Origin of the sequence: Chachezhania antarctica, from assembly GCF_003646465.1 — a bacterium.
Classification (GTDB): Bacteria; Pseudomonadota; Alphaproteobacteria; order Rhodobacterales; family Rhodobacteraceae; genus Chachezhania; species Chachezhania antarctica.
Genome location: NZ_QZEX01000019.1, coordinates 28320 through 53226 on the forward strand (window position 1 = coordinate 28320; position 24907 = coordinate 53226).

Sequence of the window (24907 nt, forward strand, 5' to 3'; positions counted from 1 at the left end):
GATGAGTTTTCATGAAAGTAACCTGATTGGTGAACGTTGTCTCACGCAGAATCTGCGCAAGGCTCACACCCGATTTGGGCGCCGGTTCAGATCAGGAATCGAGGGGGCCGCAGGAACCCTGCTGTTTCCACCGAATACGTTTGACCGTCGAGAATGACATATTCACTTGTACCAACCGGCTCTGCTTCGATCTTGGTGTCTTCGAGGAAGACGACAGAAATACAGATACCGTTGCAACACTCTTGGGATTGTTGCTCTTTGCCATCCTTGTCGGACGCTGCGATGTCGCTTGCGACCCTAAGCTTCTCATGCGCGTGATGCGCATCGCTTCCGGTGTCATGAGTCATGGCGGCACCAACGACAACAATAGACTTGGCTTGATGTCCGTCATGCATGCCGGACGCCGCGTGAGCGGCAGAAGGTGGTGACAATACCAATGCCAGCGCAAACGCAATGCACGTAAACGCCCTTGACCAGCTTGATATGAAAACTCGAAAGCTCATGCCGCGAATATCGGAGAGCGATGCAGTACAGTCAATCCGTCCTGCGCAGGAAGGTTTGTCGCTTTTTTTGAAACAGGCGAGTTTTGGCCGCTGCTGTCAGAGAGTGTTGCACATCAGCGACATAGAGAGAGCCACTATCTCCGTCCAGCGGAGCGTTGCTGACGCATTTTGGCTACTGAACCTCTGCCAGCTTCTCAGACCTGTAGCCCGCATCGCGGATCGCTGCGGCCAATGCAGTTTCATCCAGAGTGCTGTCGACGTCGACGATACGTCCAGTCAGATCGCACGAAACCGTTGCATCTGGGTCGGCCGCCATAATGGCCTTTTGGATGGAAGCGGTACAATGGCCGCAACTCATGTTCGGTACGCTGAATTTGAACATCGCAATCTCCTTTGACGACATGCATGTAAGGCGTTCCGGCGCGGGAAGGTCAATGGCCAGAATTTTATTCTACATGCCTGTTGACCTTCCAGTAACTGGAGGCCCTATCTGCAGGAGTATCAGAACAAGGAGATTCTCATGTCGGATCCGCGCACCCTTCGGCTTTCCCTGCAAAACATGTCCTGCGCTTCCTGCGTCGGGCGCGTGGAACGTGGCCTCACGGCTCTGCCGGGGGTCAGCGATGTCCGTGTCAATCTCGCCAACGAGACCGCCCAGGCGCAGATCGACGCAGCGGAGCGCATCGCCGAAATCGCCACGACCCTTCAGGAGATCGGCTATCCGGCCCGAACCCGGAGCGTACGTCTGAACATTTCATCCATGTCCTGTGCCTCGTGTGTCGGTCGGGTGGACAAGGCACTGGCAGTGCTGCCGGGCGTGCTGGACGTGAACGTCAACCTGGCCTCGGAAACCGCTACGGTCACCTATCTGGAGGGCGCGGTCGCGGTTGTCGACCTCATCAAGGCGGCCAGCGACGCAGGTTACCCCGCTACTCAGGCCGAAGATAGTTCATCGCAAGACGCAGGAGCCCGCAAGAACGAAGAGGCGCGGGTTCTGGCACGACGGACTGTCGTGGCAGCGACCCTACTAGCCCTGCCGGTGTTTCTACTTGAGATGGGCGCACATCTGATCCCCGGCATGCACGGTCTGATCGGTGACACCATCGGCCACTGGAGCAGCTGGATGATCCAGTTCGTGTTGACCACAGCAGTCCTGCTCTGGCCAGGACGTACTTTTTACACACGCGGTTTCCCGGCACTGTTGAAAGGCGCGCCGGACATGAACAGCCTTGTCGCGGTTGGCACATCGGCGGCCTACATCTATTCACTTGTGGCGCTTTTCGCACCGACGCTGCTGCCCGCGGGATCGCGCGCGGTCTATTTCGAGGCGGCGGCGGTGATCGTGGTGTTGATCCTTCTGGGCCGCTGGCTGGAGGCCCGCGCCAAGGGCCGGACCGGGGCTGCGATCCAGAAGCTGATGGGCCTTCAGGCAAAGACGGCCCGTGTGCTGGTTGACGGAGAGCCGCAGGATGTGGCCATCGACCGCATCGTCGCTGGCGACATTCTGATCGTGCGCCCCGGCGAGCGGATTGCAGTGGATGGTGAGCTGACCGAAGGCAGTGCCCGTGTGGACGAGAGCATGATCACCGGCGAACCGGTGCCGGTCGCCAAATCCGTGGGCGATCCCGTCACCGGCGGCACGGTCAACGGCAGCGGTGCCTTCCGGTTCCGCGCGACGCGTGTTGGCGCCGACACGACGCTGGCCCAGATCATCCGGATGGTCGAAGAGGCGCAGGGCGCCAAGCTGCCGATCCAAGGGCTGGTGGACCGGATCACGCTCTGGTTCGTGCCCGCAGTCATGGCATTGGCGCTGTTGACGGTGATTGTCTGGCTGTTGGTCGGTCCTTCGCCCGCGCTGTCCTTTGCTTTGGTGGCCGGCGTCTCCGTGCTGATCATCGCCTGCCCCTGCGCGATGGGGCTCGCCACGCCCACGTCGATCATGGTTGGCACGGGACGTGCCGCCGAGATGGGCGTGCTCTTCCGCAAGGGCGATGCCTTGCAACAGCTTTCAAGCGTGGATGTGGTGGCGCTGGACAAGACCGGAACGGTCACCCAGGGCCGCCCGGAACTGACAGATCTCGTGCTTGCGGACGGCTTTGACCGCGCCGAGGTGCTGGCATTGGTCGCCGCTGTCGAGGCGCAATCGGAACACCCGATCGCCGAGGCAATCGTGCGCGCGGCAAAGGTCGAGGGCGTCGCGCGGCATGACGCCAAGGATTTTGAATCCATCACCGGCCACGGCGTGCGGGCAAAAGTGGCGGGCCGCGAGGTGCTTGTCGGGGCCGACCGCCTGATGACCCGCGAGGGGCTGACAATCGGCGATCTGGCCGACGAGGAGCGTCGGCTGGCCGAACAGGGCCGCACCGCACTTTTCGCTGCAATTGACGGTCGTGTCGCCGCCGTCATTGCAGTAGCCGATCCCGTGAAGCCGTCCAGCGCCGCTGCAATCCGCGCCTTGCACGCACAGGGACTGAAGGTTGCCATGATCACCGGTGACAAGCGCGAAACGGCAGAAGCTATTGCCCGCGAAACCGGCATCGACCATGTGATCGCTGGCGTTCTCCCCGACGGCAAGGTGGCGGCGCTGGAAGATTTGCGCGGCGCGGGCAAGCGCATCGCGTTCGTTGGCGACGGGATCAACGACGCACCCGCGCTTGCCCATTCGGACGTGGGTATCGCGATCGGCACCGGTACAGACGTGGCCATCGAATCCGCAGATGTGGTGCTGATGTCAGGCGATCTGCGCGGCGTCGTGAACGCCCTCGAGGTGTCGCGGAGCACCATGCGCAACATCCGCCAGAACCTTTTCTGGGCATTTGGATACAACGTCGCCCTGATCCCGGTTGCGGCGGGCGTGCTTTATCCGGTGTCAGGACTTCTGCTCTCACCCGTTCTGGCAGCAGGTGCGATGGCACTCAGCTCTGTCTTCGTGCTGACGAATGCGCTGCGGCTGCGCCGCCTGCGCCCGGCGATGGACGAAACGGTGCGCCCCGTCTCCGAAGCCTCGGCATCCCCTGTTCCAGCTGAATGAACTCCAGGAGGAAACGATCATGAACATCGGAGATGTGGCCGACCTTTCCGGCCTTCCCGCCAAAACGATCCGCTACTACGAAGACATCGGTCTTGTCGAACCGCTGCGCAGTTCAAATGGCTATCGCAGCTTTCGGCAAAGCGACGTGCACAAGCTGGCCTTTCTCGGCCGGGCACGGGCCCTTGGATTCACCATCGAGGATTGCCGGAGCCTGCTGAAGCTCTATGCCGATACTGACCGCGCCAGTGCCGAGGTAAAGCAGATTGCCGAAGAGCACCTTGATCGGATTGACAGCAAGATCGCCGAACTGACCGAGATGCGCGCTACTCTGTCGCATCTTGTGGATGCATGCGCGGGTGATCACCGCCCCGATTGCCCCATCTTGGCCGATCTGGCGATGGAACATAAGGCGGGCAGTATCAGCAAGGCGTCCGGGTAGCTCTGACGTCTGCAAAAGCCGGACTTTCCCGAAAAGCCACGGAACATTCCAGCGCAGTAAAGTTGTTCCTCCTTTAGGTCATCAATTTTTCGAGACTGGAGGTCGCCAATGACATACCTACGCTTTTTCGCGATGATCACCACATCCACGGCGGTGATGTTCATCCTGATGTATCTCAACACCTATCTGCTGAGCCATATCTTCTGGTCCGAAACGCGGGCCTATATGGCCGTGCTGATGGGAGCCACAATGGCGATCATCATGCTGGGCTTCATGCTGTCGATGTACTCCAGCAAGGCGATCAACGCTGCCATCTTTATTGGCGGTGCCGTGGTGTTTGCCGGATCCCTCTGGCTGGTCCGGAGCCAGGTGACCGTGGGCGATACCAGCTACATGAAGGCAATGATCCCGCACCATTCGATCGCGATCATGACGTCGAGCCGCGCCAACATTTCTGACCCGAGGGTGCGCAAACTGGCCGACGAGATCATCTTTGCCCAGGACAAGGAAATCGCCGAGATGCGGTATCTGGTGAATGACATCGACGCGAATGGTGACGCGGCCGATGAGGGCCCGGATCGTCCGGCCCGCATCGTCGATCTGAACGAGGCACTCTCATCCGCTGAAATCGCCATCCTCGATCTGGAATTCCTGACCGGCGATGAGATCGCGCAGCTTTTCCCGGATGGGGCCATCTGCACCTTCAAGTATACCGCGACCAGCAACCCTGTGCTTGCCGCGGGAGAGATCGACGGCGCCCCGGCGGCGCTGGCCAAGATCAGCGGCGATCTGGTGCGACTTGGTTCAACCGACGGCACCGGCACCCTGAGCGCCGAAGGAATGTCCGTGGCCCTCAGTGCCCCGGACGGGGATGCGGCGCTGCAAAACAGCGGTGAAATGCAGGACGCCAACCTCGTTCTCGAACTCGATGCCGGCCTGCGGGCAGGCTATCGCGGCTTTTATGGCTGCGACGCCTGAACCCTGAAACGGAGGATATGACATGCCAAAGGACACAACCCAGACTGCCAGGCTTTACCGGATGGTGATGCCCGACCACCTCTGTCCCTATGGACTCAAATCCAAGGACCTGTTGGAGCGCGAGGGTTTCGAGGTCGAGGATCACCCTTTGACAACGCGTGAGGAAACCGACGCGTTCATGGAAGAGCACGGCGTCGAAACAACCCCGCAAACCTGGATCGGGGACGAGCGGATCGGCGGATATGACGACCTTCGGGTCCATTTCGGCATCGATGCGCCGGAAGACGAACGCTCGGACACGTCCTACCAGCCGGTGATCACGATCTTTGCCGTCGCGTTCCTGATGGCGCTCGGTTTGTCGTGGTACAGCTTCGAGAACATTTTCACCCTGCGCGCCCTGGAATGGTTCATTTCCATCTCGATGTGCTTTCTGGCCGTACAGAAACTTCAGGATGTCGAAAGTTTTTCGACCATGTTCCTGAACTACGACCTGCTGGCGCGTCGGTGGGTGCGATATGGCAAGATCTATCCGTTCGGAGAGGCGTTCGCAGGCATCCTCATGGTCGCCGGGGCGCTGACTTGGCTTTCGGCACCGGTGGCCCTGTTCATCGGCACTGTTGGCGCAGTATCGGTTTTCAAGGCGGTCTATATCGACAAGCGTGAATTGAAATGCGCCTGCGTCGGCGGCGACAGCAACGTACCGCTCGGCTTTGTCTCGCTCACAGAGAACCTGATGATGATGGTCATGGGGATTTGGATGCCGATCAGGGTGTATCTGATCGGCTGAAAGGCGGGCTCCTTTTTCACATCCCTCAGACCCGTTCTCCCGACAGGTGCACAGGTCAGACAGCACTGCGAAAAAGGTTAGGCTGAATGGACCAGATGATCGAAGCATTCACGACCGGGGCGGGCATGCTCTGGAAAGCGCTCTGGGCGCTGATCTTTGGCTATATCATCTCCGCAGGCATCCAGATCTTCGTGACACGGGATCAGATGGCGCGTGTTCTGGGTGATCGTGGTGCCAGGAAGGCAGGCTGTCGCAATTGCTTTGCCGTTTCATCAAAAAGTTCTTACAGGATTCCAGTAGGATGAAGCGTAATCCGACGTGGTATTTTACGTTTCGATTTCAATTTTTAGCTCGCGTTTCAACAAGCGAGAACATGGGGCAGAAGATGGGGTTTAGAAACCGTGGAGCGGCGGGTTCATGACGCTGCGCGAAAACGAAGCGTCTGACGAGGCTTGGGCCAAGGCAACGCGTATCGCGCGAGAGCTGGATCGCATTTTGGACGGGCAAGAGCCTATGCGCACCGCAGTTTCTCGGGCCGCATCCGAATTGCGTCTCTCGACGCGCCAAGTCTACAACCACCTGCGCCGATATCGTACCGAACATCGGGTGTCTTCGCTGTTGCCAAAGACAGGTGGAGCTAGGCGCGCGAGGATCAGCCCGGCTGTTGAGGAAATCATTTCGGCAACCCTTCGGGAGATGTGGCTTCAGCCCGAGCAACCGGACCTTGCGCCGATTGTCGATGAAATCCGCACCCGTTGTGACAGCGAGGGTCTTGATCCGCCTGCCTATGTCACCGTTTCCAAGCGTATCCCACGACTGTTCACGCCCGAGGAGATTGCACGACGGCGACATTCAGGAGGAAAAAACCTACGGCGCCTGAAACCCCGCCCAGGTTATATCCGGGCCAACCACGCACTCGATGTCGTCCAGATAGACCATACCCCCGCCGACATCCAGTTTGTGGAAGTCATCGATGGTCAGGGCATCTATGTTGGACGCCCCTATCTCACCATCGCAGCTGATGTTGCAACAAGCGCGATTATCGGCTTCTGCCTGACCCTTGAGCAGCCCTCACGCTTGTCGGTCGCCCTCTGTCTGGCGCAGGCGATGTGCCGCAAGGAGGACTGGCTGGCAGCGCGCGACATCAATCATTCCTGGCCGATGTTTGGCCGCCCGAAGATGGTCGTCGTGGATTCCGCCATGGAATTCAGAAGCACCAGTTTCATCCTGGGTTGTGCCGAGTACGGGATTGCAATTCAAAGCCGGAACAAGGGGACCGTCCATCGTGGCGGGGTTGTCGAACGACTTCTAGGCAAGGTGAATACGGTGCTGCGCTCCCTGCCTGGCAAGACCGGGCGTTCCATCGCGGATCGGGGTGAGTATCTGTCCGAAGACCGTGCGAGGCTCAACTTTGCAGACCTCGAACGCTGTATCGCGCTGGCGATTATCGATCACAATCTTAGCCAGAATGAACGCAAGCTGACAGTCCCGACCAATGAATGGGAACGAAAATGCCGTCAGCCGGACGGCCCGGAAGACAACCCTTTCGACGTTCTGCTCAGCTTTCTCCCGAACAAGACACGCAGGATTTCACCTCAAGGTGTCAGCCTGTTTGCCAACGACTATTTCGATCCATGGTTGGGCCCGTTGGTCGCCCGCCGTGATCGATTGGGTGCTCTCGATGTTCGTTATGATCCTCGGGACATTAGTCACATCTACATCAAGGATCCCGATACAGGAGCCTGGCGCCCTGTGGAGCGGCGGGATGGACTGCTTGAGGCGGTCACCGTCTGGCAGCACAGGGCCGAGAGAAGCCGAGCGCGCGAAACCGGCCGACGCCCGATCGAGGAGAAGACCGCGATCCGCCGCGAAATCGCGGCGACGGTAGATGCCTCGGCATCGAAGAAGCAAAGGCTGAAGGAAGTCGCACGGGCCAGGCATGCGGCTCATGCGCCGAAACCCTACCAGAGCCTCACTTCTTCCCCGACACCAATCCGCGAAACACCTGACCCTGAGCGCCCGCGCCGCGTCTTTCCGGTTGAGGATTGGTGAAATGACGGATCACCTCCTGGACTCCGCCGCATCACTTCTCGATGCCGGTGACGCGTGCCGCATCGCCCATATCCGGACGGCCCGTTGGATCAGCCATCCTGTTGCAAGTCGCGCCCATAACGCCATGCGTCTGCTACTCGATCGGCCAGTAACTTTGCGCCCCAGAGGGCTCTTGCTGACGGGCCCTTATCACAATGGCAAGACGATGATCGCCGAACGCTTCGCGATTGAACATTTGCGTCAGTCAGAACGTCAAAGGATCTGGGTGATCCAGACCCGAGAAGGTGCCGGACTGTCTCACTTCTATGCCAGCATTCTTGCCGGGTTGCGCGCGCCTCAGGCCTCTGGTTGGCGAAGCCTGTCGCGCGCGGGCGAGCAGGTGGATCATTTGCTGGACAGCTTGAAACCCCGCCTGCTCATCTTCGATGAGTTTCACAGCGCCCTTCGAGGGCGCCGACAGGACGTGAAATCTATCTTTTCGTTCCTGCGCCGCATCGCAAGTGTCCACGATATCTCGCCCGTACTGGTCGGCGAGGTTGCGGTCTATGACGCGGTACACGACACCGAGGAGATGGGATCGCGGTTCGATACGATCCCTGTTCCCAGATGGGCGTATGACGAGGATTTCGCGACGCTCCTCGATAGTCTTGAAACCTGCATGCCTCTCGCCCGCGCCTCGGACCTGTCGCGACCGTCACTGGCTGAGATCATCCATGAATTGTCAGAGGGCTTGATCGGAGAGGTCGTCGATATCGTGAGCAACGCGGCTATCACGGCGATAAGGAACGGCGAGGAACACATTTCTGAAGCGACCATCGCCTCGCTTGGTTACACGCCCCTGTCGAAACGCCGAAATGCTCCTTTGCGCCGCGAAATGATGTGACCCAGTCTGCGTCCGAGATCACAGTCACACCTGCGCGCGACTACGGCAATGAGGTGGGGCAAGGCTGGCCCGTCGTTGTTGAACCGGCACCCGGAGAGCTGCTGTCGAGCTGGCTGCATCGGCTGGCCATGGCCAATGGAATTCCACCTCAATATTTTGGGCGGGTTCTGGATGTCGCAGGTGGAGATTGGTCTGCGAAGCTTGACCGTGACCTTCCCGGGCGAATCCTCAATTTGCTGGTCGAGCGAACGCGGTTGCCTACCGAGGATATTGATGGCTTGGCTTTGAACCGCGACCCGCTGACCCGGTTGCGCATGCGGCAGACCACAGGATCAGGAGATGCCCGCGCATCGACCGCCCGGGTCAATCGGCTGCAATATTGCCCGGCATGCCTGAAAGAGGATCGCGCACCGTTCTTCCGGCGCGGCTGGACTTTGGCGACGCGCGTTTCCTGCTTTCGGCATGGATGCAGCTTGCGCGACCAATGCCCTGCCTGCGGCGGCGGCATTGCGCCTTCACGACAAAACCGGCTTCTGCGGCAACAATTCTGCGTCTGGTGTGATGCTGATCTCCGAAAACCCACCCTGCCCGCCGAGTATGATGTGCAGCGTCTCGAACGGCTCATCGACGATTTGCTTCGAATGCATGTTGCGGGACATGGACGGCATGGAAAGACATCCCTGCCCGCCATGCTTGGGGCGGCTTGTTTCACGTTCAATGGCCAGCCGACGTCAATTTCGCGCTTGCCGCACCGGGTCCGCTACGTATTGTTCCGCCAGTTGGCCGATGGAATGACGCACCTCCAAAAACGTTCCGTGCATCCTGCAATTGATCTCTGGACCCGCATTGCACGGGCTGCGCCCAAGCATTCCGACTTGGTGGCGTTATTGAGTGCAGAGATCACGTCACAGATCACACCGGGAACAAAGACGCGCTCCAGACATCCTGATTTGGCGGACTTACAACAGGTCATCGTTCGCCTTCATTCAAACCGCCGCACATCATTGGCAACGGCTATGCCTGCGAATTGATGACCCCTGCATCCTCCATCTGCTCCCGATCGGGCAGGTCCTGCAGCGACTCCAGATCGAACGCGACCAGGAACTGCTCCGTCGTCACATAGGTATAGGGTGCCCCGCGCCGCGGCGACCGTGGCCCGGTGACGATCAATCCACGCGCATGCAATCTTCCGATCAGATCTCGGCTGATCTCTTTGCCGAAGATGTCTTTCAGGCCGTCCCGTGTGATCGGCTGGTGGTAGGCGATGGCGGCCAGGACAGCGACATCGTATTCGCGCAGATCGAGATCCTGATCGCCGACATCTGCGGCCGTCCTGATCACCGCCGCATAGGCCGGTCTCGTCCGCAGCATCCAGCCGCCGGCCACCTGCGCCACTTCGAAGGATCGTCCTTCGAGATCGGCGACCAGGTCTTCGACCAACAGATCGACCGAAGCCCCCTGCCCCACCACGCGCGCGAGGTCCTCGCGCGGCACCGGCGATGCGCTGGCGAAGAGAACGGCTTCAATCCGCCGCATCCATTCGCGCCAGCGCAATTCGGTTGGCAGATCGTCCAATTCCCGGTCGAGGTCGGTTTCGGCGTGATCTTTGACCATGCCTAGATCCCGTAAAGGCGGAAGGTGTCACGCCCGGTGAGCTCTCGGGCGACCCCTAACGCCACCAGCCGGTCGCAAAAGCGGCGCGCTGCCCGGTCGGACCGCAGTGAGGTAAGCGCGGTAGGGGCAATGGCATCCCGTGCCAGAAAATGGGCCACTGCCTTGTCAGAACCCCTGGCTCGCAGTTTCGGTGCGGCCTCTTTGAGCCGTGCAGCGCGTCGTTTCAGATCGATGGCCTGGTGCGTTGTCTCAACTGCTGCCGTCCCAATTGCCTGATGACAGGTCAACCGCAACTCCTCGCCGGTTTTTCGAAGATCACCGCGCTTGAGGCCGAGTGCCAGAAGCGGCAGGACATGGCTCCACCCGAGCGCCTGCGCCAAAGTTGCATCCGCAAGAAGCAGTGCGGCGGCGAAGTCGCGGGGTCGATCTCCAAGAACGGCCTCCAGGACGGTGGCCGCTTGAGTCACCGGAGCCGCCTTCACCACTTCGAGCCAGGTTGCGATCTGTTCCGGTTCCAAAGTCGGCAGCGCCCGGTTCAATGCCTTGGCCGCCACCGGCCGTTCCACCGCGCGCCGCCAAGAAAGATAACTCTCGCCCGCTGGCCCCGGGCTGTCACCCGGCTGCAGAAACGCCAACGCATCCCGCAAGTCTGCCACCCTTTCCGGCCGCCCCGAATGTACCACACAAGCCTCCGCCGCGCGCAGCGCCAAACTTTCCCGCAACAAGGCTTGGGGGACGTCATCGCGCCCGATCACCAGATGCAGATGCGCGAGCGCCGCGCCCGACAAAAACGCCACATCTTCATGGGTTTCGGGGCGTGCGGAAGTGACCCAGGGCGGCATCCGAGGTAAGATATCAGGGTCGTCAATGAAGGTCGCTCGAGCATATGCCATGCCACAACACTATCCGATGGCGGCGCTTTGTTCTACCACATACTGTGCTAACCGCCCCGCTTTGCCGTATCCAGTTTTGTCCAATAACATTGCCTTATCGGACATAAAAATGATATGCTGGGAAGCATGGGTAATCTCACAAATAACAGCACCAAAATCGAGGGTTCGGGCGGATCTGAGTCCGGGATTTCGAGCTCAGCACCCCATACCGCGCCGAACAGTGACGAGCGCGACGAGAGAACCTCTCGGGACGGAACCTCAATCGCTCTGCCCGCCCATGTGGCCGGCTCCGGCGCACTCGACCGGCTGATCGACACCGCGCGCGACTACGCCGAGGCCTCTACAGCTGAGAACACCAACAAGGCCTACTCGGCCGACTGGAAACACTTCACCCGTTGGTGCCGGTTGAAAGGGACGGATCCCCTGCCCCCCTCGCCCGAGATGGTCGGGCTCTATGTGGCGGACCTGGCCGCCGCGACCGGGGCGTCCCCTGCTCTCTCGGTCTCCACTATTGAGCGCCGCCTCTCCGGCCTCGCTTGGAACTACAGGCAGCGGGGGTTCACTCTTGATCGCAAGGACCGCCATGTCGCCACCGTCCTGGCCGGGATTAAGCGCAAGCATGCGCGCCCACCGATTCAGAAAGAAGCAATCCTGCCTGAGGACATCCAGGCCATGGTGGCCACCCTTCCCTACGATCTCCGCGGGCTCCGAGACCGGGCGATCTTGCTCTTGGGCTATGCAGGTGGCCTGCGCCGTTCAGAGGTGGTCTGCCTCGATGTGCATAAGGACGATACACCGGACTCCGGCGGTTGGGTCGAAGTCTTCGACGGCGGCGCCCTGCTCACCCTCAATGCCAAGACCGGATGGCGCGAGGTTGAGGTCGGGCGTGGCTCAAGCGACCAGACCTGTCCCGTCCACGCGCTTGAGCAATGGCTACACTTTGCGAAGATCGACTTTGGGCCGGTCTTCGTGCGCACCTCGCGGGACGGCAAGCGTGCCCTCGAGTCCCGCCTCTCCGACAAGCACATAGCGCGACTGATCAAGGCAACCGTTATGAAGAGTGGCATCAGATCCGATTTGCCGGAAGCCAAACGGTTGGCAATGTTCTCGGGGCATTCCTTGCGTGCCGGGCTCGCCTCGTCGGCAGAGGTTGATGAGCGCTATGTTCAAAAGCAACTCGGACATGCGTCGGCCGAGATGACCCGGCGCTACCAGCGCAGGCGCGACAGGTTCAGGGTGAACCTGACCAAAGCCGCAGGGCTGTGAAGCTCAGGAATCTTGACGCGTTGGTGAAGCGCTAAGATGAAATTCCAGCGCCTCAGTTTCAGCTTACGGCTACAATTGAAATCGGGAATTAAACGCGACATCCCCGCAAGGCAAGTTCACGCTGCAGGTCCTGGGCGCTGCGGCCGAGTTCGAGCGCGCCCTGATCCGGGAACGCACCAAGGCCGGCCTCGCCAGCGCGCGCACAAAGGGCCGTGTGGGCGGGAACCCAGGGCTGCGGGCCAAAGACCCTGCCGCTCTTCGCAAGGTGCGGCTGGCGCGACAGGACGGCTACATTGAGCGTCTGAACGAAACGGCACAAGATTGGGTGCCCCATGTGCGCCGGTTGCGCCCCGACTTGGCCTGGGAAGACGTGTTGCGCATCATCAACGGCCCCCTGCCCGAGGTGCGTCGCTGGAACCAAAGCCGCCTTCTACGCGCCGTGAAGGCCTATGTCCGCGACGGCTTCCTGCCCGAGTCAGTTTTGGCCCGCGCCGGCCGCCGCGAAACCGACGACCGCCTGCCCGCCATTGTCGCCGCCATCAAGGGCGCGGATCCCGGCATTACGCTCCAGGCGATCTGCACCCGGCTGGAAGCGATGCGCGAGCGCACGCCCCGCGGGCGGACAAGCTGGCAGCCTTCGTCGGTGAAGATGCTGCTGGAGCGGGCCGAGAGGCTGGGGTTGCTTGATTGAGATTCCCGAGAATCGCCCATCCGATTCTGCCGACTGATTTCTGTACGCACTCACAATACATCTTGTGGTCACTTCGTAGCTGGCAACGAGGTGTTGAAGTAGAGTGAGAGCGCAGTCGCCCAAGACGCTGATTTTTAACAGTTTACCGTCGACAGAAATCGGTGCCTTCAACGCCCTCAGGCCGCTCAACGGTTTGGTCTGGATTTATCCACAATATCTGTTAAGCTTTGCAAAACAATAAAGACTTGAGGGCAGTGATGAACGGGATACGGGCCTCCCAGAGATTTGAAGTCATGTCCAAGCGGCTTGGTAGTCGGTTGCGTGAACATGCGCAGGAAACCTTCCCACCGGACGCTCAGAAGGGCCTCCGACGCTTCGCCATGCGGGAAGCGGCTGAACTGCTTCGCATTAATCAGAATACCTTTCGCCATCATGTGTCAAACCTCGAAGGCTTTCCCGAAGGTGTCCTGGAGGGCGGCAACCGCCGTAGCTTCTCTGCAGAGGAGATGGTCGAGGCACAACGCGTACTTCTCGAGACTGGAAGGATCAAGCCAGAAGAACACCCGCACAGAAGACCGGGAGAGGCTTGTCAGGTCTTGACGATCTTCAACCTGAAGGGTGGCTCCGCCAAGACGTCATCTGTTGCCCATGTAGGGCAACTACTGGGTCTGCGCGGCTACCGGGTGTTACTGATCGACCTCGACAGCCAGGCAAGTCTGACAAACCTATTCGGGGTTACTCCCGAGCTGGATCCGGATATGCCGACGTCATACGATCTTATCCGATCCGACGATCCACTGCCCGCAACAGAGATCATTCGCAAAACAAACTTCCCGACCGTGGATCTGATCCCGGCATCCATGGACATCATGGAGTACGAGTTCGAGGTCGCCCTGAGCTTCAGACACGGCGCCACCACGTTCCATAGCCGCATCCGGGAGGCGCTTGAGCCCGTCCTCAACCGATATGATGTGGTGATATTTGACACCCCACCGCAGCTGAACTTCTCGGTGATCTCTGCCCTATTTGCATCGACCGGGGTCCTGATCCCGCTCAACGCGTCGATGCTCGATGTCATGTCGCTGGCGAGCTTTCTGGGCATGGCGAGCAACCTGATGGGCGTCGTCGAGGCACACGCCCCGGAACATGGACTGAACTTCGTGCGAGTTCTGATCACCCGCTACGAAAATACGGATGGTCCGCAGGTGCAGATTTCGTCTCTGCTTCGGACAGTCCTCGGGGATGCCGTGCTGTCTGCCGAGTTCCTGAAATCAACAGCCGTGGGTGATGCTGCGAACACCCAGCAGAGCATCTTCGAGGTCGAACCTCGCGACGTAAACCGCAGAACTTACGAGCGCGCGATCGAGTCCGTCTCGCGCGTGACCGACGAAGTCGAACGCGAAATCCTGAAAGCATGGGGGCGTAGCCATGGCGCGTAAGGTCTTCGGGGACTCACTCAAGAACGCGATGAGCAAAACGCCGCCTTCGGACGACGATCTGGATGTGAAACGGACGAGCCCGACTGTAGCTCGCGCTCAAGCATCTGTGCTCGAAGAGGATAAACACGCCACGCGGCTGATCGACCCGACCGCCATACGGATGTCCGCGGTCATGGACCGCATCGATCCAAGCGATGGTCTGGATGAGCTTGTCTCGTCGATCCGCGAGCACGGTCAAAAGGTTCCAGTGCTGGTTCGCCGAACCGAGGACGGTGCGCTTGAAATCGTCTATGGACGCCGTCGGCTTCTCGCTTGTCGCCAACTTGGTCAGAAAGTGCGCGCCACGGTCATGGAGATGACCGACGAGGAAGCTCTCATTGCCCAAGGCGTAGAGAATAATGCGCGCCAAGATCCATCGTTCATCGAAAGGGCTCTGTTTGTCGCCGGGATCATTCGAGAACTTGGGAAAACCGACGAAACGCGCAAGAACGCTCAAACGATCGCGTATCGGGCACTTCAGATCGATGAATCGCTCGTCTCGCGGATGAACCGTATCGCTACGGGCATCCCGATCGAACTGATCCAGGCTATCGGACCTGCACACGGCGTTGGTCGACGGGTTTGGGAAAAGCTTTTCAGGCTGTGTGAGAAAGACGTTGCGAGAGCCCGAGAAGTTGCCAGCGAAATCCCTCGCAACATACCGGGCCCCGACCGTCTCGAAGCGGCGGTCACCTTGCTGACAGCCACCAAACCATCGACGCAGAAGACATACCCCAGTGAGCGCGTGAAGATCGGCCGAAAGGGCAACCGCATCACCATCGATGTGGACGCTGATCTTATCCCTCGTGTTGAGGAGGCAGTCCGGAAGCTGGTCACGGAGCTTCTTGACCGCGGTCAAGACGGGCCAGAGTGACGATCCCGTGTCTTGACCGCGGTCAAGACATCAAAAGCAACGAGCAGAAAACGAAAGGAGGACCGGCTAGAAAAAGAAAGACCCCCCGAAAGCGATGCTTCCGAAGGGCCTCAATCAGTCTCGACACCTGATTGATACCCCCAAAACGAATCGATTTCAACACCGCTCGCGGTGAACGGGGAAGCTTTTTCTTCCGAAACACCATGAGACATGCAACTGAAACAACAACCGCCCTGGCGGAACGGACATCTCTGCCCTGCCCTAACCCCTATGAGCTTCTGGGCCCAGTTCGCGTACTGAGGAAGGAGCTCGGTCTCACAACCAATGACCTCGCCGTTCTGACCGCGCTCATTAGCTTCCTACCCCGCAAAGAACGTGAGATTCAGGACAGCCAGCGACTTACGCTCACTGTCGTGTTCCCATCGAACGCTTCTCTGTCAGAGCGCACCAATGGACTCGATGAGAGAACACTTCGACGCAGCCTGGGACGCCTCTCAGCTGCTGAACTGATCGAACGCAAGAATTCAGCAAATGGCAAACGCTTTCCGCTGCGGTATGGAGGCGTTATCAGAGATGCCTTCGGTATCGACCTGAAGCCCTTGATCCAGAGGTACGGCTCGCTCGCGACACAAGCCTTGCAGCTCACCGAAGAACGCGAGCGCTTGCGCTCACTGAAGGCTGAGGCGTTGGCCCTACGTGCCTCGCTACTCCACCAGACACGCTTCGATGAAACAAAGCTCTCTACCCTCAACATGATCAGAAATGTCCTGCGTCGAGCAACATTAACCGTTGATGCAGTCCTGAGCGTTATCTCGGAACTTAGAGCCCTCGGAGCCGATACCGACGCAAGCTACGGTGAACACCATGCCGCAGAAAAAGCTGGTACCGCAGATAATTTACAAACTATCGAACACCGACCTCATTCACCAGATTCCAACGATCTGCCCGCCACAAACGGACAAAATGTCCGGCACATAGAGTCTATAAAAAAAGATATTAAAAAGGTTGTTCCCGCTACGGACAATCACGGTGAACAAAACGCACAAACCAAACCCACGATGAACCGAGATCCAGCACGCATGGCATGGGAAGACTTCACCTACGTTTCGGGATTTTTCCCAGAACCACCGCGCACAGGAGAAGCCCTCACCGGCATTCTATACGACCTCGGTCGATTGCTTAGAATAAGCCAAGACGAACTGCGGCGTGGCATCCAGAAAGCTGGCGCTGGAAAGCTGCTTCTCATCTTCGACTACCTGATAGCAAGAGCAGACACGATCAAACACCCTGACGCCTATTTTGAAAGGGTTCTACGCACCCAACTTGCTCCCACATGAACTTCTTGACCGCGGTCAAGAACCACCGAGAGAGGGAAAAGAGTGTTGGTTTGAGGGTGACCGGAAATGAGATCGGAAGAGTGGCTTCCCACGCCCGCCGTGGAGAGTATCTGATGACGGAAGCTGTCCAGAAAATCACCCTGCTTCCGTCCCGGGATATCCCTTTCGACAAACCGATGTTAATGCAGTCCAACGTGCAGCGCATCAAGGCCGGCGTGTCCGTCGAGGACCTGGCCGAAGACATCGCTCGCCGCGGCCTCATGCAGAGCCTGAGCGTGCGGCCCGTGTTGGCTGACGATGGTACCGAAACCGGCAAGTTCGAGATCCCAACCGGGGGCCGCCGGTTCCTAGCATTGTCCTTGCTGGTGAAGCAGAAGCGGTTGGCGAAGACCACGCCCATTCCCTGCATCGTGCGGGGTTCGAGATTCTGGCCGAGGACGGTTCCCTTGCGGAAAACATGCAGCGCGTCACTCTGCACTCGTTCTACCAGTTGCGCGCGTTTATGTCCCTGCCTGACAAGGGTCAGACCGATGCTGCATGACCTCTTCCAGGGCGATGGCGACAGTTCGCTCGAGGACCCTGCCTTGCTCGATCGACTGGTGACGGAAAAACTCCAGGCTGAGACGGTTGCGGTTGAGGGCTGGAAGTGGATCGAGGTCGCAGTCGACCTGCCCTACGGCTACGGCTATAGCCACAGCTTGCGGTCCTTGTCCTGCGATCCGGCACATATGACGGATGAAGAAGAAGCGGTTCATACCAAACGGCTCTCCGAGTATCAGGCGCTGGAAGAAGAACACGCGGGGCAGGATGAGACCCCCGCCGAGATTGATAAGCGGCTTCGCGTGTCGGAAGCGGAGATGGAAAAGATCGAGGCCCTGCCGTTAGTCTTCAATCCGACAGACATCAGGCGGGCAGGGGCGTTCGTCACGCTCGATCGCTACGGCGCGCTGGCAGTCTATCGCGGCTACGACCATCTGACCTCGGACGAGTCCATCGAGAACGGCATCACCGCCAATGTGTACATCTACGCTGAGACCGTGCAGCGGTTCGGATGACATATGGGAGGGCACAACCCATCTCTTGCAGAATATCCAGAATGTATGTATATTCTGCATAAATGGAGACCCAGATCATGCAAGAGCTTCCCGAGTTCAAGGCGGCCAACCTGACGCGGCACACCAGTGACCTGTTCGACGCGGCCATTCGGTCGCCGATTGCGATCACCAAGCACCGCAAGCCTAAATTCGTGCTGATGAGCATGGATCAGTATCAGCAACTTACCCGGGGGGCTACGCAGCAGGCTCATATGGTTGACGAGATGCCCGAGGATCTCAAGGCGCTGATGATTGAAGGGCTCGAGCGGGACTTGACGCGGGCGGATGACTAAGCCTGCCGCTGGAGAGGTTTTCCGCTATCCGTTCCTGTGGAAACGCGAACAGATGGCGGGCGAGACCGAGGGCCGCAAGACGCGGCCTGTCTGTATCGCCGTCACTGTCGCCAAGTCCGATAGCGAGACCGTGGTGTTCATCCTGCCGATCACCACGCAGCCGCCCTTGCCATCGCGCAAGTTCATCGAGGTGCCACAGATCGAGTCGCAGCGCGTGGGGTTGGAAACCCATGTTCGCAAATGGGTCATGCTGGACGAGATCAACACCGATATTCTGGAGCGGTCCTATGTCTGGGAGGACCGCACGCCCATCGGCACGTTCAGTTCAGTCTTCACATCCAAAATCCAGTCCAGCCTGATCGCGCTTGCCAGGTCGGGCGGGGCATCCGTTGTCGATCGGCTGAAGTAATCTCGATCACTGCAGGGTCTGCCCAGCTTCACTTGTTCCCATCGATCCACTTCGACATCAGCTCCTTGTCGCGGAAGCATTCGTCCGGCACGGCGCGGCGCTTGATGCGGGCGAGGCGCTCGGCAAAGGCGACCTGCTTTGATGTCGGGCGGCTGTCCTGCGCGCCTGGGTTCAGTTTGGCTTGTGCGTCGATCCAGGCGCTCAGGGACCGCCGATCTTGCTGAACCTCCCACGGCAGAAGCGTCTGGTTGCGCAGGGCCAGCGACCGCGCATAGGCAATCTGCTTTGGCGTCGCGGGCAGGGCGTAAGTGGTGCTTTCCATCAGGGAACTCCCTTCTTAGCTGGGCTTTCAGTATAGAACATAACGGGAACAAATACAAGCCGCCTGCGGAAATCATGGGGTTTGAGAGGAAGAGGAGGGCCGGGGGAGGTCAGGCCTGAGGATGCCCGAAAGAGGGTGTCCGGGCCTGATCCTGTTCCTCATTGGGGTCTGATGCCGGAAAGTGGAGGATCCTACGTTCTCATGAGCTTTGCATTTAACAATCTCCGGCATCAGATCCCTAAAGAGTGAAAGTGTCCTTCGGGTTTTGTGACTGACGGTTGAGGGCCTTTGGGGTCCCTCAGATGGGTCCGGGCCGGGTTCCGGTCTGCCGTTCCTGATGAAGGGCATTCCGATGCAAACAGGTGTATTGCGCGTGTTGCGCGCGACCGCTGCCTCGTGGTGGCGACACAAGGAACTACGCCGATCCGGCCAGTCATTGCTGGCACAACGGCTCGAGCGCGAGGCTGTCCTGCGTGATCTCGGCTATCTGAAGCAGGCGGCGTTATTGCCAAACGCGCATGTGATCTGCGGGGAGGGTGGGACATTCCTCCATCTCGGTTGGACCACCGTGTCGACCTTCGCGCCGATCGAGCGCTTTCCCTTGGCCGCCCTCGCGGTCGCACGAGGAACCCCGTTCATCGATATCCGACCCGTCACCGATGTCACCGCCTTCGCGAACCTGCCGCGGGTGGCGCAGGATGGGTCGGTCGACCCTGAACCTTGGGGTCCTGGCAAGTCCGTCTCGCTGACCACCTACATCGACATGGTCGAAGGGCTCGGCGCGAGGATTCTCAACGATCCGCGGTCCCATCAGTCAGCCTAATCACCACTTACTCTCACCAAAACTCGAAAGGAGGCCAGCCATGGCCCGATCCCGCACGCCCAAATTCGATGCCTCCGAGGTCATCACGAACGAAATCATCCGCATCATCGAGCGCGGCGTCCTGCCGTGGCGCAAGCCCTGGACCACAGGCGGCAGCTCACGCCCCCTGCGCGTGGGCGGTGAACCCTACCAGGGAGTGAACAACTTCCTGCTGACGATGCGGACCGTGATGGCGGGCCACAGCTCACCCTTCTGGATGACGTTGCCGCAAGCCAATGCCTTGGACGCAAAGGTCCGCAAGGGCGAGAAGTCCTCTGTCGTCGTTTACTACGGTCAAAGCCGGAGGGACGCCGGCGATGAGGACGACCGCAGCGATGGTGATGATCGCTCCGAGGAAGCCCGTATCTTCCGTTTCCAGAAATCCTACCGCGTGTTCAATGCCTGCCAGATCGAGGGCTTGCCCGACAGCTTCTACCCTGACCCGGAGCCCGCGCTCGAGCATCCGCAGTCCGAGCCCATCCCGCACATGCAGGCGTTTTTCGATGCCATCGACATCACAACTGTCTTCACGGGTACGGAGGCGTACTATTTGCCCCCCGTGGACAAGGTCTACATGCCATCCATCACGCGGTTTCAGGACCCGCGCAATTTCTACGGGGTCTGGGCCCATGAGCTGGCCCATGCCACGAAAGCCCCCCATCGACTAAACCGCGATTTTGGGTACTCGAAGTTTGGCAACACGTCCTATGCGCGCGAGGAGATCGTCGCGGAATTGACCTCGGTGTTCCTGGGTCAGACGCTCGGTTTCACGGCGCATACGCTCGAGATGAATGCCGCCTACCTGCACAACTGGTTGCGCGTTCTTCGGTCGGACAAGGGTGCGATCTTCCGGCATGCCGCGGACGCGCAGCGCGCCTGCGACTATCTGATCGTCAGATCGGAGACGGGCAGGGCAGGGCGCAGCGCCGAGGCCGCCTGACCACACGAACGGAGACGCCCATGTCACGCAAGGAACCCAAGACGCTGCGGGTGGCCTGCTTCGAAGACGGCCGCCGCAAAATCATCACCTTCAAGGGCGGTGCCTATTGGTGGAGCCAGTCCGAGGGCGCTTATCCGTTCTCGGCAGCGCTCGAGAGCATCAAAGAACAAGGCGGCTGGATCGAAACCATCCCCAACCCGAATTACAAACCCAAAGGGCTGTTCGGGTAGGGCGCCTTCGGCCTCGATTCATCCGCCAAGCGGAAAAGAAAAAGCGGGCTTTGAGAAGGGTGTTTAAACTTCTCAAAGGAGATCCCCATGTCCATGACCGTTCAACCCCTGCCAGACCGTCCGGATCCGAGTGTGATCGCGACGCAGAACGACGCGTTTCGCAAGCTCGCATGCCTTGGGGTGTCGCCCGCGCAGCCCATCCAGGGCCGGATGCATGTCACCCGCGCGCTTATGGAGGCCGGTGACGGCTTCATGGCCGAGGCGGTGAAGGCGACCGGTGAGTTTGCCACATTCGAGCCTGAGAATGATCCCGAGGGATGGCACGATTTCGGGGCGGTCGAGATCCGGGGCGAGACCGTGTTCTGGAAGATCGATCTCTATGAGGCGGGTTCGGATTTCCGCTTCGGGGCTGAGACCCCGGACAATCCCGCCACCACCATGCGCGTGCTGACCATCATGCTGGCGCGCGACTGGTAGGGGAGGGGACTCCTCCCCCCTGACATCTGAGACGATGAAGGCCCGCTGCCCCTCAAAAGGGAAAGCGGGCCTTTTGTCGTGGTGATCCCTGAAGCCGGGGATTGGTTACGCGCGTGAAGGCGCGGGCCACACCTCACCCACCTGGAAGGATATCCCATGACCACAAGCTTTGCCCCTCTCACCGTCGCCATCGGCGATCTGGTCCCGCATCCAGCCAACGTGCGCAGCAACGCGCCGGAAACCTATGACCCCGAGAACATCGCGCATCTGAAGGCCAGCATCGCTGTGCTGGGCCTGCTCCAGCCGCTCTTGGTCCAGAAGCTCGACGGCAAATATGCTGTCCTCGCCGGTGGCCGGCGCCATGCCGCGCTGAAGGAGCTGATCCCCGACAAGGCCACCAAAGGGTTCACGGCGAAAACCAAGGTGGACTGCCGTCTTGTGCCGGAGGAGTGCGACGTCACCACGGCGCTGTCGCTCGCCGAGAACATCACCCAGGCACCGATGAATGCCATCGACGAGTTCGAGGCCTTCGCCCGAATGATGGAGGTCGACGGCCAGACGCCCGAGACCATCGCAAAGACCTTTGGCACCACGGTGGCGGCCGTGAAAGGCCGGTTGCGCTATGGCCTTATCCACCCCGACATCCGCGCCGCGGCCCGGGCCAAGGTGATTACGCTCGACACGATGAAGGCCTTTGCCGAGCATCCAAGCCAGGAGGCACAGCGCGAGGTCTTCGAGGCGCTCACGAAAGACGGCGGCTATCTGCAGGCCTATACGGTCCGTCAGGCCCTCAAATCCCGCGGGGTGCAGGTCAGCGACGATATCGGGGCTTTCGTACGCGAAGACTACGAGGCGCGGGGCGGCGCCGTTGCGGCTGACCTTCTGGAAGAGCATTCCGTGCTGGAGGATGCGGCGCTGGTGGAAACCATCCTGCTCGAGAAGCTCGGTGTCGCTGCCGAAGAGGCCCGTATGAGGCTGGGCTTTGCCTGGGCCGATGCAATGGTCCGCTATGATTACGCGACCATGGCCGACTACGGCCGCGTCTATCCCGGCCCGATCGAGCCCGATGAGGCTGCCCGGAAGCGCATCGATGAGATCACCGCCGAACTCGAGAAACTGCAGCTCGAGATGGAGGATGAGGGGCTCGAGGACGGTGCCTACAACGCGCTTTACGAGCGCGTGGACGCCTTGGAAGAGGAAGCCCGCGACCTGCAGGAGGCCTACAGCGCCGAGGACCTCGCGCGGTCTGGGGTAATCGCGTCCTGGTCGGGCGAGCAGGTGACCCTCCATGTTGGCCTCGTCCGCCCGGAAGACACCGTTAAGGAGGAGGGCGCGCGCGGCTCCTCGGCTAGCCCGACGGGGGAGGAGGCCCCAGACGCCGGCGAAATCACCTATCCAGCCTCACTGGCTGAGGACCTTAAGACCGAGCGAGCCATGGCGCTTGGGGCCGCGATGGCGCTGCATCCGGAAGCCACGCTCGATCTGACGCTCTTCAAGCTGGTCAGTGATGTTCTGGCCAGCGGCATGAGTGTTACGCAGGCGATCAAGGTCGAGGCCCGCAAGGAATACCGCAGCCATGCCAAGATGGACGAGATCGACGAGACCTCGCTCGAGCAGGTAGCGGCGGCGCATGATGTACTTGACCTCTCCTGGCTCGATGACACCCGCGCGCCCGCCGATCAGTTCGCGGCGTTTCGCGCGCTGAAGGCCGGCGAGAAGGCCAAGCTCGTCGCCTATGCCACCGCCAGCACCACGCAGTCCTGCTTCGCGCGGGACCGATCGCGCGACAGCCTGATGCAGGCGTTCGAGATCGAGATCATGCCCGACATTCGCGCCCACTGGACACCGAATGCGGCGCTCTTCAACCGCTTCAAGAAGGCCTGGCTCCTGAAGATCCTCGGCGAGGATCTAGGTCTCGCCCAGGAGGCGGTGACGCTCGCCTCAGCGAGCAAGAAGGAGATCGTCGCCTTCTGCGACAAGCTCTTCGCTGAACCCTTCGCCACACTGACGGACGCGCAGCGCGCTGCCGTGGCCGCCTGGTGCCCGCCGATGATGCAGACCGCCGGTGTCGCCTGTGATGAGGCGGAGCCCACTGCGGAAACCCCCGAGCCTGACAGCGAGGTCGCGCAAGCGGCCTGAGCCATCACGCGGCCCGCGCGAGGCATTCCCCGCGCGGGTCGACCCTTCCAAACCGAACAGAAAGACATCCCCATGGCTATTCTCAAGTTCTCTGCCTCCGCTGTTGCGGCGCAGATCGCCCATGCACGCGCCTGCAAAACCTTCCTGCCCAACTGGAACGGGCCCGTGGACAGGCCCGCCCTGATCCTCATCGTCGGCAATGGCGTGCATCTGCGCTCAAACGGCATCGATGGCACGACCACCCGTATCGTCACCACCGAGCAGGCCGATCCGTCCTTTGCTTTCGCCAATGGCATGAACCCGTTTCGGGATACCGACTGGATGGCGCAGCGCCGCATGGCGTTTCGCGATCTGACCGGCCAGTTTTACACCGACATCCTGGATGACGTGCAGGTGCTCATCGACCGGGGGCGAGGGGCCATCCGGCTCGCCACCGATGGCCACAGCATCCGCGTCTTCGTGCGCCGGGCCTCGGACTATCTCATCGGCGGGACCTACGAAGTGCCCTCGGGCCTCGGTGGCACCTTCAGGGTCATCCTCAAGGATGCCTGCGACACCTTTGCGATCGTGCAGAACTGTGGCAATTGCGAGGATTTTGACGCCATGCAGCCCTACCGCGTGCCGCTCGATGCGCTGATGGAAATCGATGACCGGAGGGCGGCGTGATGGGTTGGCTCTTCTACACCGACGGCCGCGTCCAGACCTACGCGGATGAGAAAGCGGAGATTGCTCGGCTGTGCACCTTCGAGGGCGAAAGGCGCAAGACGGAACTGGTCAAAGCCTGCAAGGTGGGTTCGACTTGGTACGCGGCGGCAAAGGTCACAAATATCGACGGCACCCCTGTCGAAGACACGACCTATGTCACCGATGCGGATGGCTCCATCACTTTCGCCGCCGTATTCCTTACCCGATATGATGACGGCTGCTGGGGCTACAAGGACATGGAGGAAAGCGCGGGACCGGTCGAATCCCGCGCGCCACTGAGCCTATTGGCCCTGCTGTCCGAGCTGAAAGACCCAGACAGCTATGCTCATGCCTGGCGCCAGCGCTGCCAGGACTGGGCTGCGATCCCGGACTACGAGGAAGGCGACAAGATCAAGCTCGCCACCCCTGTGACGCTCACCGATGGCAGTACCTGCCAGATTGTCACCGCGACCCACTACAGGCGCGGGCGGCAAAAGCGCCGCCTTGTCAATCTCGGCGACAAAATGGGCCATTTACCGGCGCAAAAAGGGGCCAAGGTTCGGGATAGCGGTGGCGCTCTGGCGCGTGTGCTCATCATATAGCTAACGCGTGTCAGAGCGCGCTGGCCGCA

General features: G+C 60.2%; 26 protein-coding genes and 2 pseudogenes. 23 read left to right on the top strand and 5 right to left on the bottom strand.

Annotated features, from left to right (window positions below):
• Positions 1–86: 86 nt before the first annotated feature.
• A complete protein-coding gene (locus D4754_RS22335; protein ID WP_037929545.1) occupies positions 87–503 on the bottom strand; it encodes a hypothetical protein in 417 nt (138 codons plus the stop codon).
• 172 nt (positions 504–675) lie between these two features.
• Positions 676–885, bottom strand: coding sequence for a heavy-metal-associated domain-containing protein (locus D4754_RS22340; RefSeq protein ID WP_114512829.1), 210 nt, complete (start codon positions 883–885; stop codon positions 676–678).
• A gap of 138 nt (positions 886–1023) precedes the next feature.
• Here D4754_RS22340 and D4754_RS22345 point away from each other — a divergent pair, with 138 nt between their 5' ends.
• The 8 genes from D4754_RS22345 (at position 1024) to D4754_RS22380 (ending at position 9704) form a co-directional block, all read left to right on the top strand.
• Positions 1024–3534: a heavy metal translocating P-type ATPase gene (locus D4754_RS22345; protein WP_121068242.1), complete on the top strand. Its 2511-nt coding sequence runs from the start codon at positions 1024–1026 to the stop codon at positions 3532–3534.
• 19 nt (positions 3535–3553) lie between these two features.
• Complete coding sequence (gene cueR / locus D4754_RS22350) at positions 3554–3973, top strand: Cu(I)-responsive transcriptional regulator (RefSeq protein ID WP_037239910.1); 420 nt, start codon at positions 3554–3556, stop codon at positions 3971–3973.
• A 108-nt stretch (positions 3974–4081) separates the two neighbouring features.
• Complete coding sequence (locus tag D4754_RS22355) at positions 4082–4951, top strand: DUF305 domain-containing protein (protein ID WP_121068244.1); 870 nt, start codon at positions 4082–4084, stop codon at positions 4949–4951.
• A 22-nt stretch (positions 4952–4973) separates the two neighbouring features.
• Positions 4974–5738, top strand: coding sequence for a MauE/DoxX family redox-associated membrane protein (locus tag D4754_RS22360; protein ID WP_205589694.1), 765 nt, complete (start codon positions 4974–4976; stop codon positions 5736–5738).
• An 86-nt stretch (positions 5739–5824) separates the two neighbouring features.
• The gene (locus D4754_RS22365) at positions 5825–6043 is read left to right on the top strand and encodes a permease (RefSeq protein WP_240453983.1); all 219 of its coding nucleotides are present in this window, start codon (positions 5825–5827) and stop codon (positions 6041–6043) included.
• 112 nt (positions 6044–6155) lie between these two features.
• A complete protein-coding gene (locus D4754_RS22370; RefSeq protein WP_121068248.1) occupies positions 6156–7790 on the top strand; it encodes a Mu transposase C-terminal domain-containing protein in 1635 nt (544 codons plus the stop codon).
• 1 nt (position 7791) lies between these two features.
• Entirely contained in the window at positions 7792–8673 is an 882-nt protein-coding gene (locus D4754_RS22375) for a TniB family NTP-binding protein (protein WP_054540544.1), read from the top strand.
• Positions 8670–9704, top strand: a complete 1035-nt coding sequence (locus D4754_RS22380) for a TniQ family protein (RefSeq protein WP_082386774.1) — start codon at positions 8670–8672, stop codon at positions 9702–9704. Before D4754_RS22375 ends, D4754_RS22380 begins: the two co-directional genes overlap by 4 nt.
• Here the strand turns inward: D4754_RS22380 and scpB are convergent.
• Positions 9688–10287, bottom strand: coding sequence for an SMC-Scp complex subunit ScpB (scpB, locus tag D4754_RS22385; protein ID WP_054540543.1), 600 nt, complete (start codon positions 10285–10287; stop codon positions 9688–9690). The genes D4754_RS22380 and scpB overlap by 17 nt on opposite strands.
• A 2-nt stretch (positions 10288–10289) precedes the next feature.
• Positions 10290–11180, bottom strand: coding sequence for a DUF1403 family protein (locus D4754_RS22390; RefSeq protein ID WP_121068250.1), 891 nt, complete (start codon positions 11178–11180; stop codon positions 10290–10292).
• 126 nt (positions 11181–11306) lie between these two features.
• Here D4754_RS22390 and D4754_RS22395 point away from each other — a divergent pair, with 126 nt between their 5' ends.
• The 8 genes and pseudogenes from D4754_RS22395 (at position 11307) to D4754_RS22430 (ending at position 18622) form a co-directional block, all read left to right on the top strand.
• A complete protein-coding gene (locus tag D4754_RS22395) occupies positions 11307–12446 on the top strand; it encodes a tyrosine-type recombinase/integrase (protein WP_230802312.1) in 1140 nt (379 codons plus the stop codon).
• A gap of 88 nt (positions 12447–12534) precedes the next feature.
• A pseudogene (locus D4754_RS22400) lies at positions 12535–13137 on the top strand (recombinase family protein); the annotation flags it as partial.
• A gap of 293 nt (positions 13138–13430) precedes the next feature.
• Positions 13431–14576, top strand: a complete 1146-nt coding sequence (gene repA / locus D4754_RS22405) for a plasmid partitioning protein RepA (protein WP_157801980.1) — start codon at positions 13431–13433, stop codon at positions 14574–14576.
• A complete protein-coding gene (locus D4754_RS22410; protein ID WP_121068252.1) occupies positions 14566–15489 on the top strand; it encodes a ParB/RepB/Spo0J family partition protein in 924 nt (307 codons plus the stop codon). The genes repA and D4754_RS22410 overlap by 11 nt, the downstream gene beginning before the upstream one ends.
• A gap of 203 nt (positions 15490–15692) precedes the next feature.
• On the top strand, positions 15693–16826 hold the full coding sequence (locus tag D4754_RS22415) for a helix-turn-helix domain-containing protein (protein WP_121068254.1): 1134 nt from the start codon (positions 15693–15695) through the stop codon (positions 16824–16826).
• Between the two features lie 113 nt (positions 16827–16939).
• Positions 16940–17794, top strand: a pseudogene (locus D4754_RS22420) (ParB/Srx family N-terminal domain-containing protein); the annotation flags it as partial.
• 149 nt (positions 17795–17943) lie between these two features.
• Positions 17944–18213: a type II toxin-antitoxin system prevent-host-death family antitoxin gene (locus D4754_RS22425; RefSeq protein ID WP_121068256.1), complete on the top strand. Its 270-nt coding sequence runs from the start codon at positions 17944–17946 to the stop codon at positions 18211–18213.
• A complete protein-coding gene (locus D4754_RS22430; RefSeq protein ID WP_240453984.1) occupies positions 18206–18622 on the top strand; it encodes a hypothetical protein in 417 nt (138 codons plus the stop codon). The genes D4754_RS22425 and D4754_RS22430 overlap by 8 nt, the downstream gene beginning before the upstream one ends.
• Before the next feature lie 28 nt (positions 18623–18650).
• Here D4754_RS22430 and D4754_RS22435 read toward each other — a convergent pair whose 3' ends face one another.
• Positions 18651–18944, bottom strand: a complete 294-nt coding sequence (locus D4754_RS22435) for a hypothetical protein (protein ID WP_099828099.1) — start codon at positions 18942–18944, stop codon at positions 18651–18653.
• A 337-nt stretch (positions 18945–19281) separates the two neighbouring features.
• Here D4754_RS22435 and D4754_RS22440 point away from each other — a divergent pair, with 337 nt between their 5' ends.
• The 7 genes from D4754_RS22440 (at position 19282) to D4754_RS22470 (ending at position 24878) form a co-directional block, all read left to right on the top strand.
• On the top strand, positions 19282–19767 hold the full coding sequence (locus D4754_RS22440) for a hypothetical protein (protein WP_121068258.1): 486 nt from the start codon (positions 19282–19284) through the stop codon (positions 19765–19767).
• 40 nt (positions 19768–19807) lie between these two features.
• Positions 19808–20746 carry an ArdC family protein gene (locus D4754_RS22445; RefSeq protein ID WP_121068261.1) on the top strand — a complete coding sequence of 313 codons (939 nt, stop codon included), beginning with the start codon at positions 19808–19810 and terminating at the stop codon, positions 20744–20746.
• A gap of 20 nt (positions 20747–20766) precedes the next feature.
• Positions 20767–20976, top strand: coding sequence for a DUF6330 family protein (locus tag D4754_RS22450; RefSeq protein WP_121068264.1), 210 nt, complete (start codon positions 20767–20769; stop codon positions 20974–20976).
• Positions 20977–21063: 87 nt separating this feature from the next.
• Positions 21064–21453: a DUF3768 domain-containing protein gene (locus D4754_RS22455; RefSeq protein ID WP_121068265.1), complete on the top strand. Its 390-nt coding sequence runs from the start codon at positions 21064–21066 to the stop codon at positions 21451–21453.
• Positions 21454–21609: 156 nt separating this feature from the next.
• Positions 21610–23592 (top strand): ParB/RepB/Spo0J family partition protein, encoded by a 1983-nt coding sequence (locus D4754_RS22460; RefSeq protein WP_121068267.1) that lies wholly within the window; start codon positions 21610–21612, stop codon positions 23590–23592.
• A gap of 72 nt (positions 23593–23664) precedes the next feature.
• Positions 23665–24258 (top strand): regulator, encoded by a 594-nt coding sequence (locus tag D4754_RS22465; protein WP_121068269.1) that lies wholly within the window; start codon positions 23665–23667, stop codon positions 24256–24258.
• Positions 24258–24878 (top strand): DUF6927 domain-containing protein, encoded by a 621-nt coding sequence (locus D4754_RS22470; protein WP_121068271.1) that lies wholly within the window; start codon positions 24258–24260, stop codon positions 24876–24878. Before D4754_RS22465 ends, D4754_RS22470 begins: the two co-directional genes overlap by 1 nt.
• Positions 24879–24907 lie beyond the last annotated feature (29 nt).

What these genes read in the sequence shown, in the direction of transcription:
- D4754_RS22450 (WP_121068264.1), top strand. Translation starts at nt 20,767, where the DNA reads ATGTCACGCAAGGAACCCAAGACGCTGCGGGTGGCCTGCTTCGAAGAC.
- D4754_RS22425 (WP_121068256.1), top strand. Translation starts at nt 17,944, where the DNA reads ATGGAGACCCAGATCATGCAAGAGCTTCCCGAGTTCAAGGCGGCCAAC.
- scpB (WP_054540543.1), bottom strand. Translation starts at nt 10,287, where the DNA reads ATGGTCAAAGATCACGCCGAAACCGACCTCGACCGGGAATTGGACGAT.
- D4754_RS22415 (WP_121068254.1), top strand. Translation starts at nt 15,693, where the DNA reads ATGAGACATGCAACTGAAACAACAACCGCCCTGGCGGAACGGACATCT.
- D4754_RS22460 (WP_121068267.1), top strand. Translation starts at nt 21,610, where the DNA reads ATGACCACAAGCTTTGCCCCTCTCACCGTCGCCATCGGCGATCTGGTC.
- D4754_RS22340 (WP_114512829.1), bottom strand. Translation starts at nt 885, where the DNA reads ATGTTCAAATTCAGCGTACCGAACATGAGTTGCGGCCATTGTACCGCT.
- D4754_RS22335 (WP_037929545.1), bottom strand. Translation starts at nt 503, where the DNA reads ATGAGCTTTCGAGTTTTCATATCAAGCTGGTCAAGGGCGTTTACGTGC.
- cueR (WP_037239910.1), top strand. Translation starts at nt 3,554, where the DNA reads ATGAACATCGGAGATGTGGCCGACCTTTCCGGCCTTCCCGCCAAAACG.
- D4754_RS22345 (WP_121068242.1), top strand. Translation starts at nt 1,024, where the DNA reads ATGTCGGATCCGCGCACCCTTCGGCTTTCCCTGCAAAACATGTCCTGC.
- D4754_RS22390 (WP_121068250.1), bottom strand. Translation starts at nt 11,180, where the DNA reads ATGGCATATGCTCGAGCGACCTTCATTGACGACCCTGATATCTTACCT.
- D4754_RS22355 (WP_121068244.1), top strand. Translation starts at nt 4,082, where the DNA reads ATGACATACCTACGCTTTTTCGCGATGATCACCACATCCACGGCGGTG.
- D4754_RS22465 (WP_121068269.1), top strand. Translation starts at nt 23,665, where the DNA reads ATGGCTATTCTCAAGTTCTCTGCCTCCGCTGTTGCGGCGCAGATCGCC.
- D4754_RS22395 (WP_230802312.1), top strand. Translation starts at nt 11,307, where the DNA reads ATGGGTAATCTCACAAATAACAGCACCAAAATCGAGGGTTCGGGCGGA.
- D4754_RS22365 (WP_240453983.1), top strand. Translation starts at nt 5,825, where the DNA reads ATGGACCAGATGATCGAAGCATTCACGACCGGGGCGGGCATGCTCTGG.
- D4754_RS22370 (WP_121068248.1), top strand. Translation starts at nt 6,156, where the DNA reads ATGACGCTGCGCGAAAACGAAGCGTCTGACGAGGCTTGGGCCAAGGCA.
- D4754_RS22430 (WP_240453984.1), top strand. Translation starts at nt 18,206, where the DNA reads ATGACTAAGCCTGCCGCTGGAGAGGTTTTCCGCTATCCGTTCCTGTGG.
- D4754_RS22360 (WP_205589694.1), top strand. Translation starts at nt 4,974, where the DNA reads ATGCCAAAGGACACAACCCAGACTGCCAGGCTTTACCGGATGGTGATG.
- D4754_RS22440 (WP_121068258.1), top strand. Translation starts at nt 19,282, where the DNA reads ATGAAGGGCATTCCGATGCAAACAGGTGTATTGCGCGTGTTGCGCGCG.
- D4754_RS22410 (WP_121068252.1), top strand. Translation starts at nt 14,566, where the DNA reads ATGGCGCGTAAGGTCTTCGGGGACTCACTCAAGAACGCGATGAGCAAA.
- D4754_RS22435 (WP_099828099.1), bottom strand. Translation starts at nt 18,944, where the DNA reads ATGGAAAGCACCACTTACGCCCTGCCCGCGACGCCAAAGCAGATTGCC.
- repA (WP_157801980.1), top strand. Translation starts at nt 13,431, where the DNA reads ATGTCCAAGCGGCTTGGTAGTCGGTTGCGTGAACATGCGCAGGAAACC.
- D4754_RS22445 (WP_121068261.1), top strand. Translation starts at nt 19,808, where the DNA reads ATGGCCCGATCCCGCACGCCCAAATTCGATGCCTCCGAGGTCATCACG.
- D4754_RS22455 (WP_121068265.1), top strand. Translation starts at nt 21,064, where the DNA reads ATGTCCATGACCGTTCAACCCCTGCCAGACCGTCCGGATCCGAGTGTG.
- D4754_RS22470 (WP_121068271.1), top strand. Translation starts at nt 24,258, where the DNA reads ATGGGTTGGCTCTTCTACACCGACGGCCGCGTCCAGACCTACGCGGAT.
- D4754_RS22375 (WP_054540544.1), top strand. Translation starts at nt 7,792, where the DNA reads ATGACGGATCACCTCCTGGACTCCGCCGCATCACTTCTCGATGCCGGT.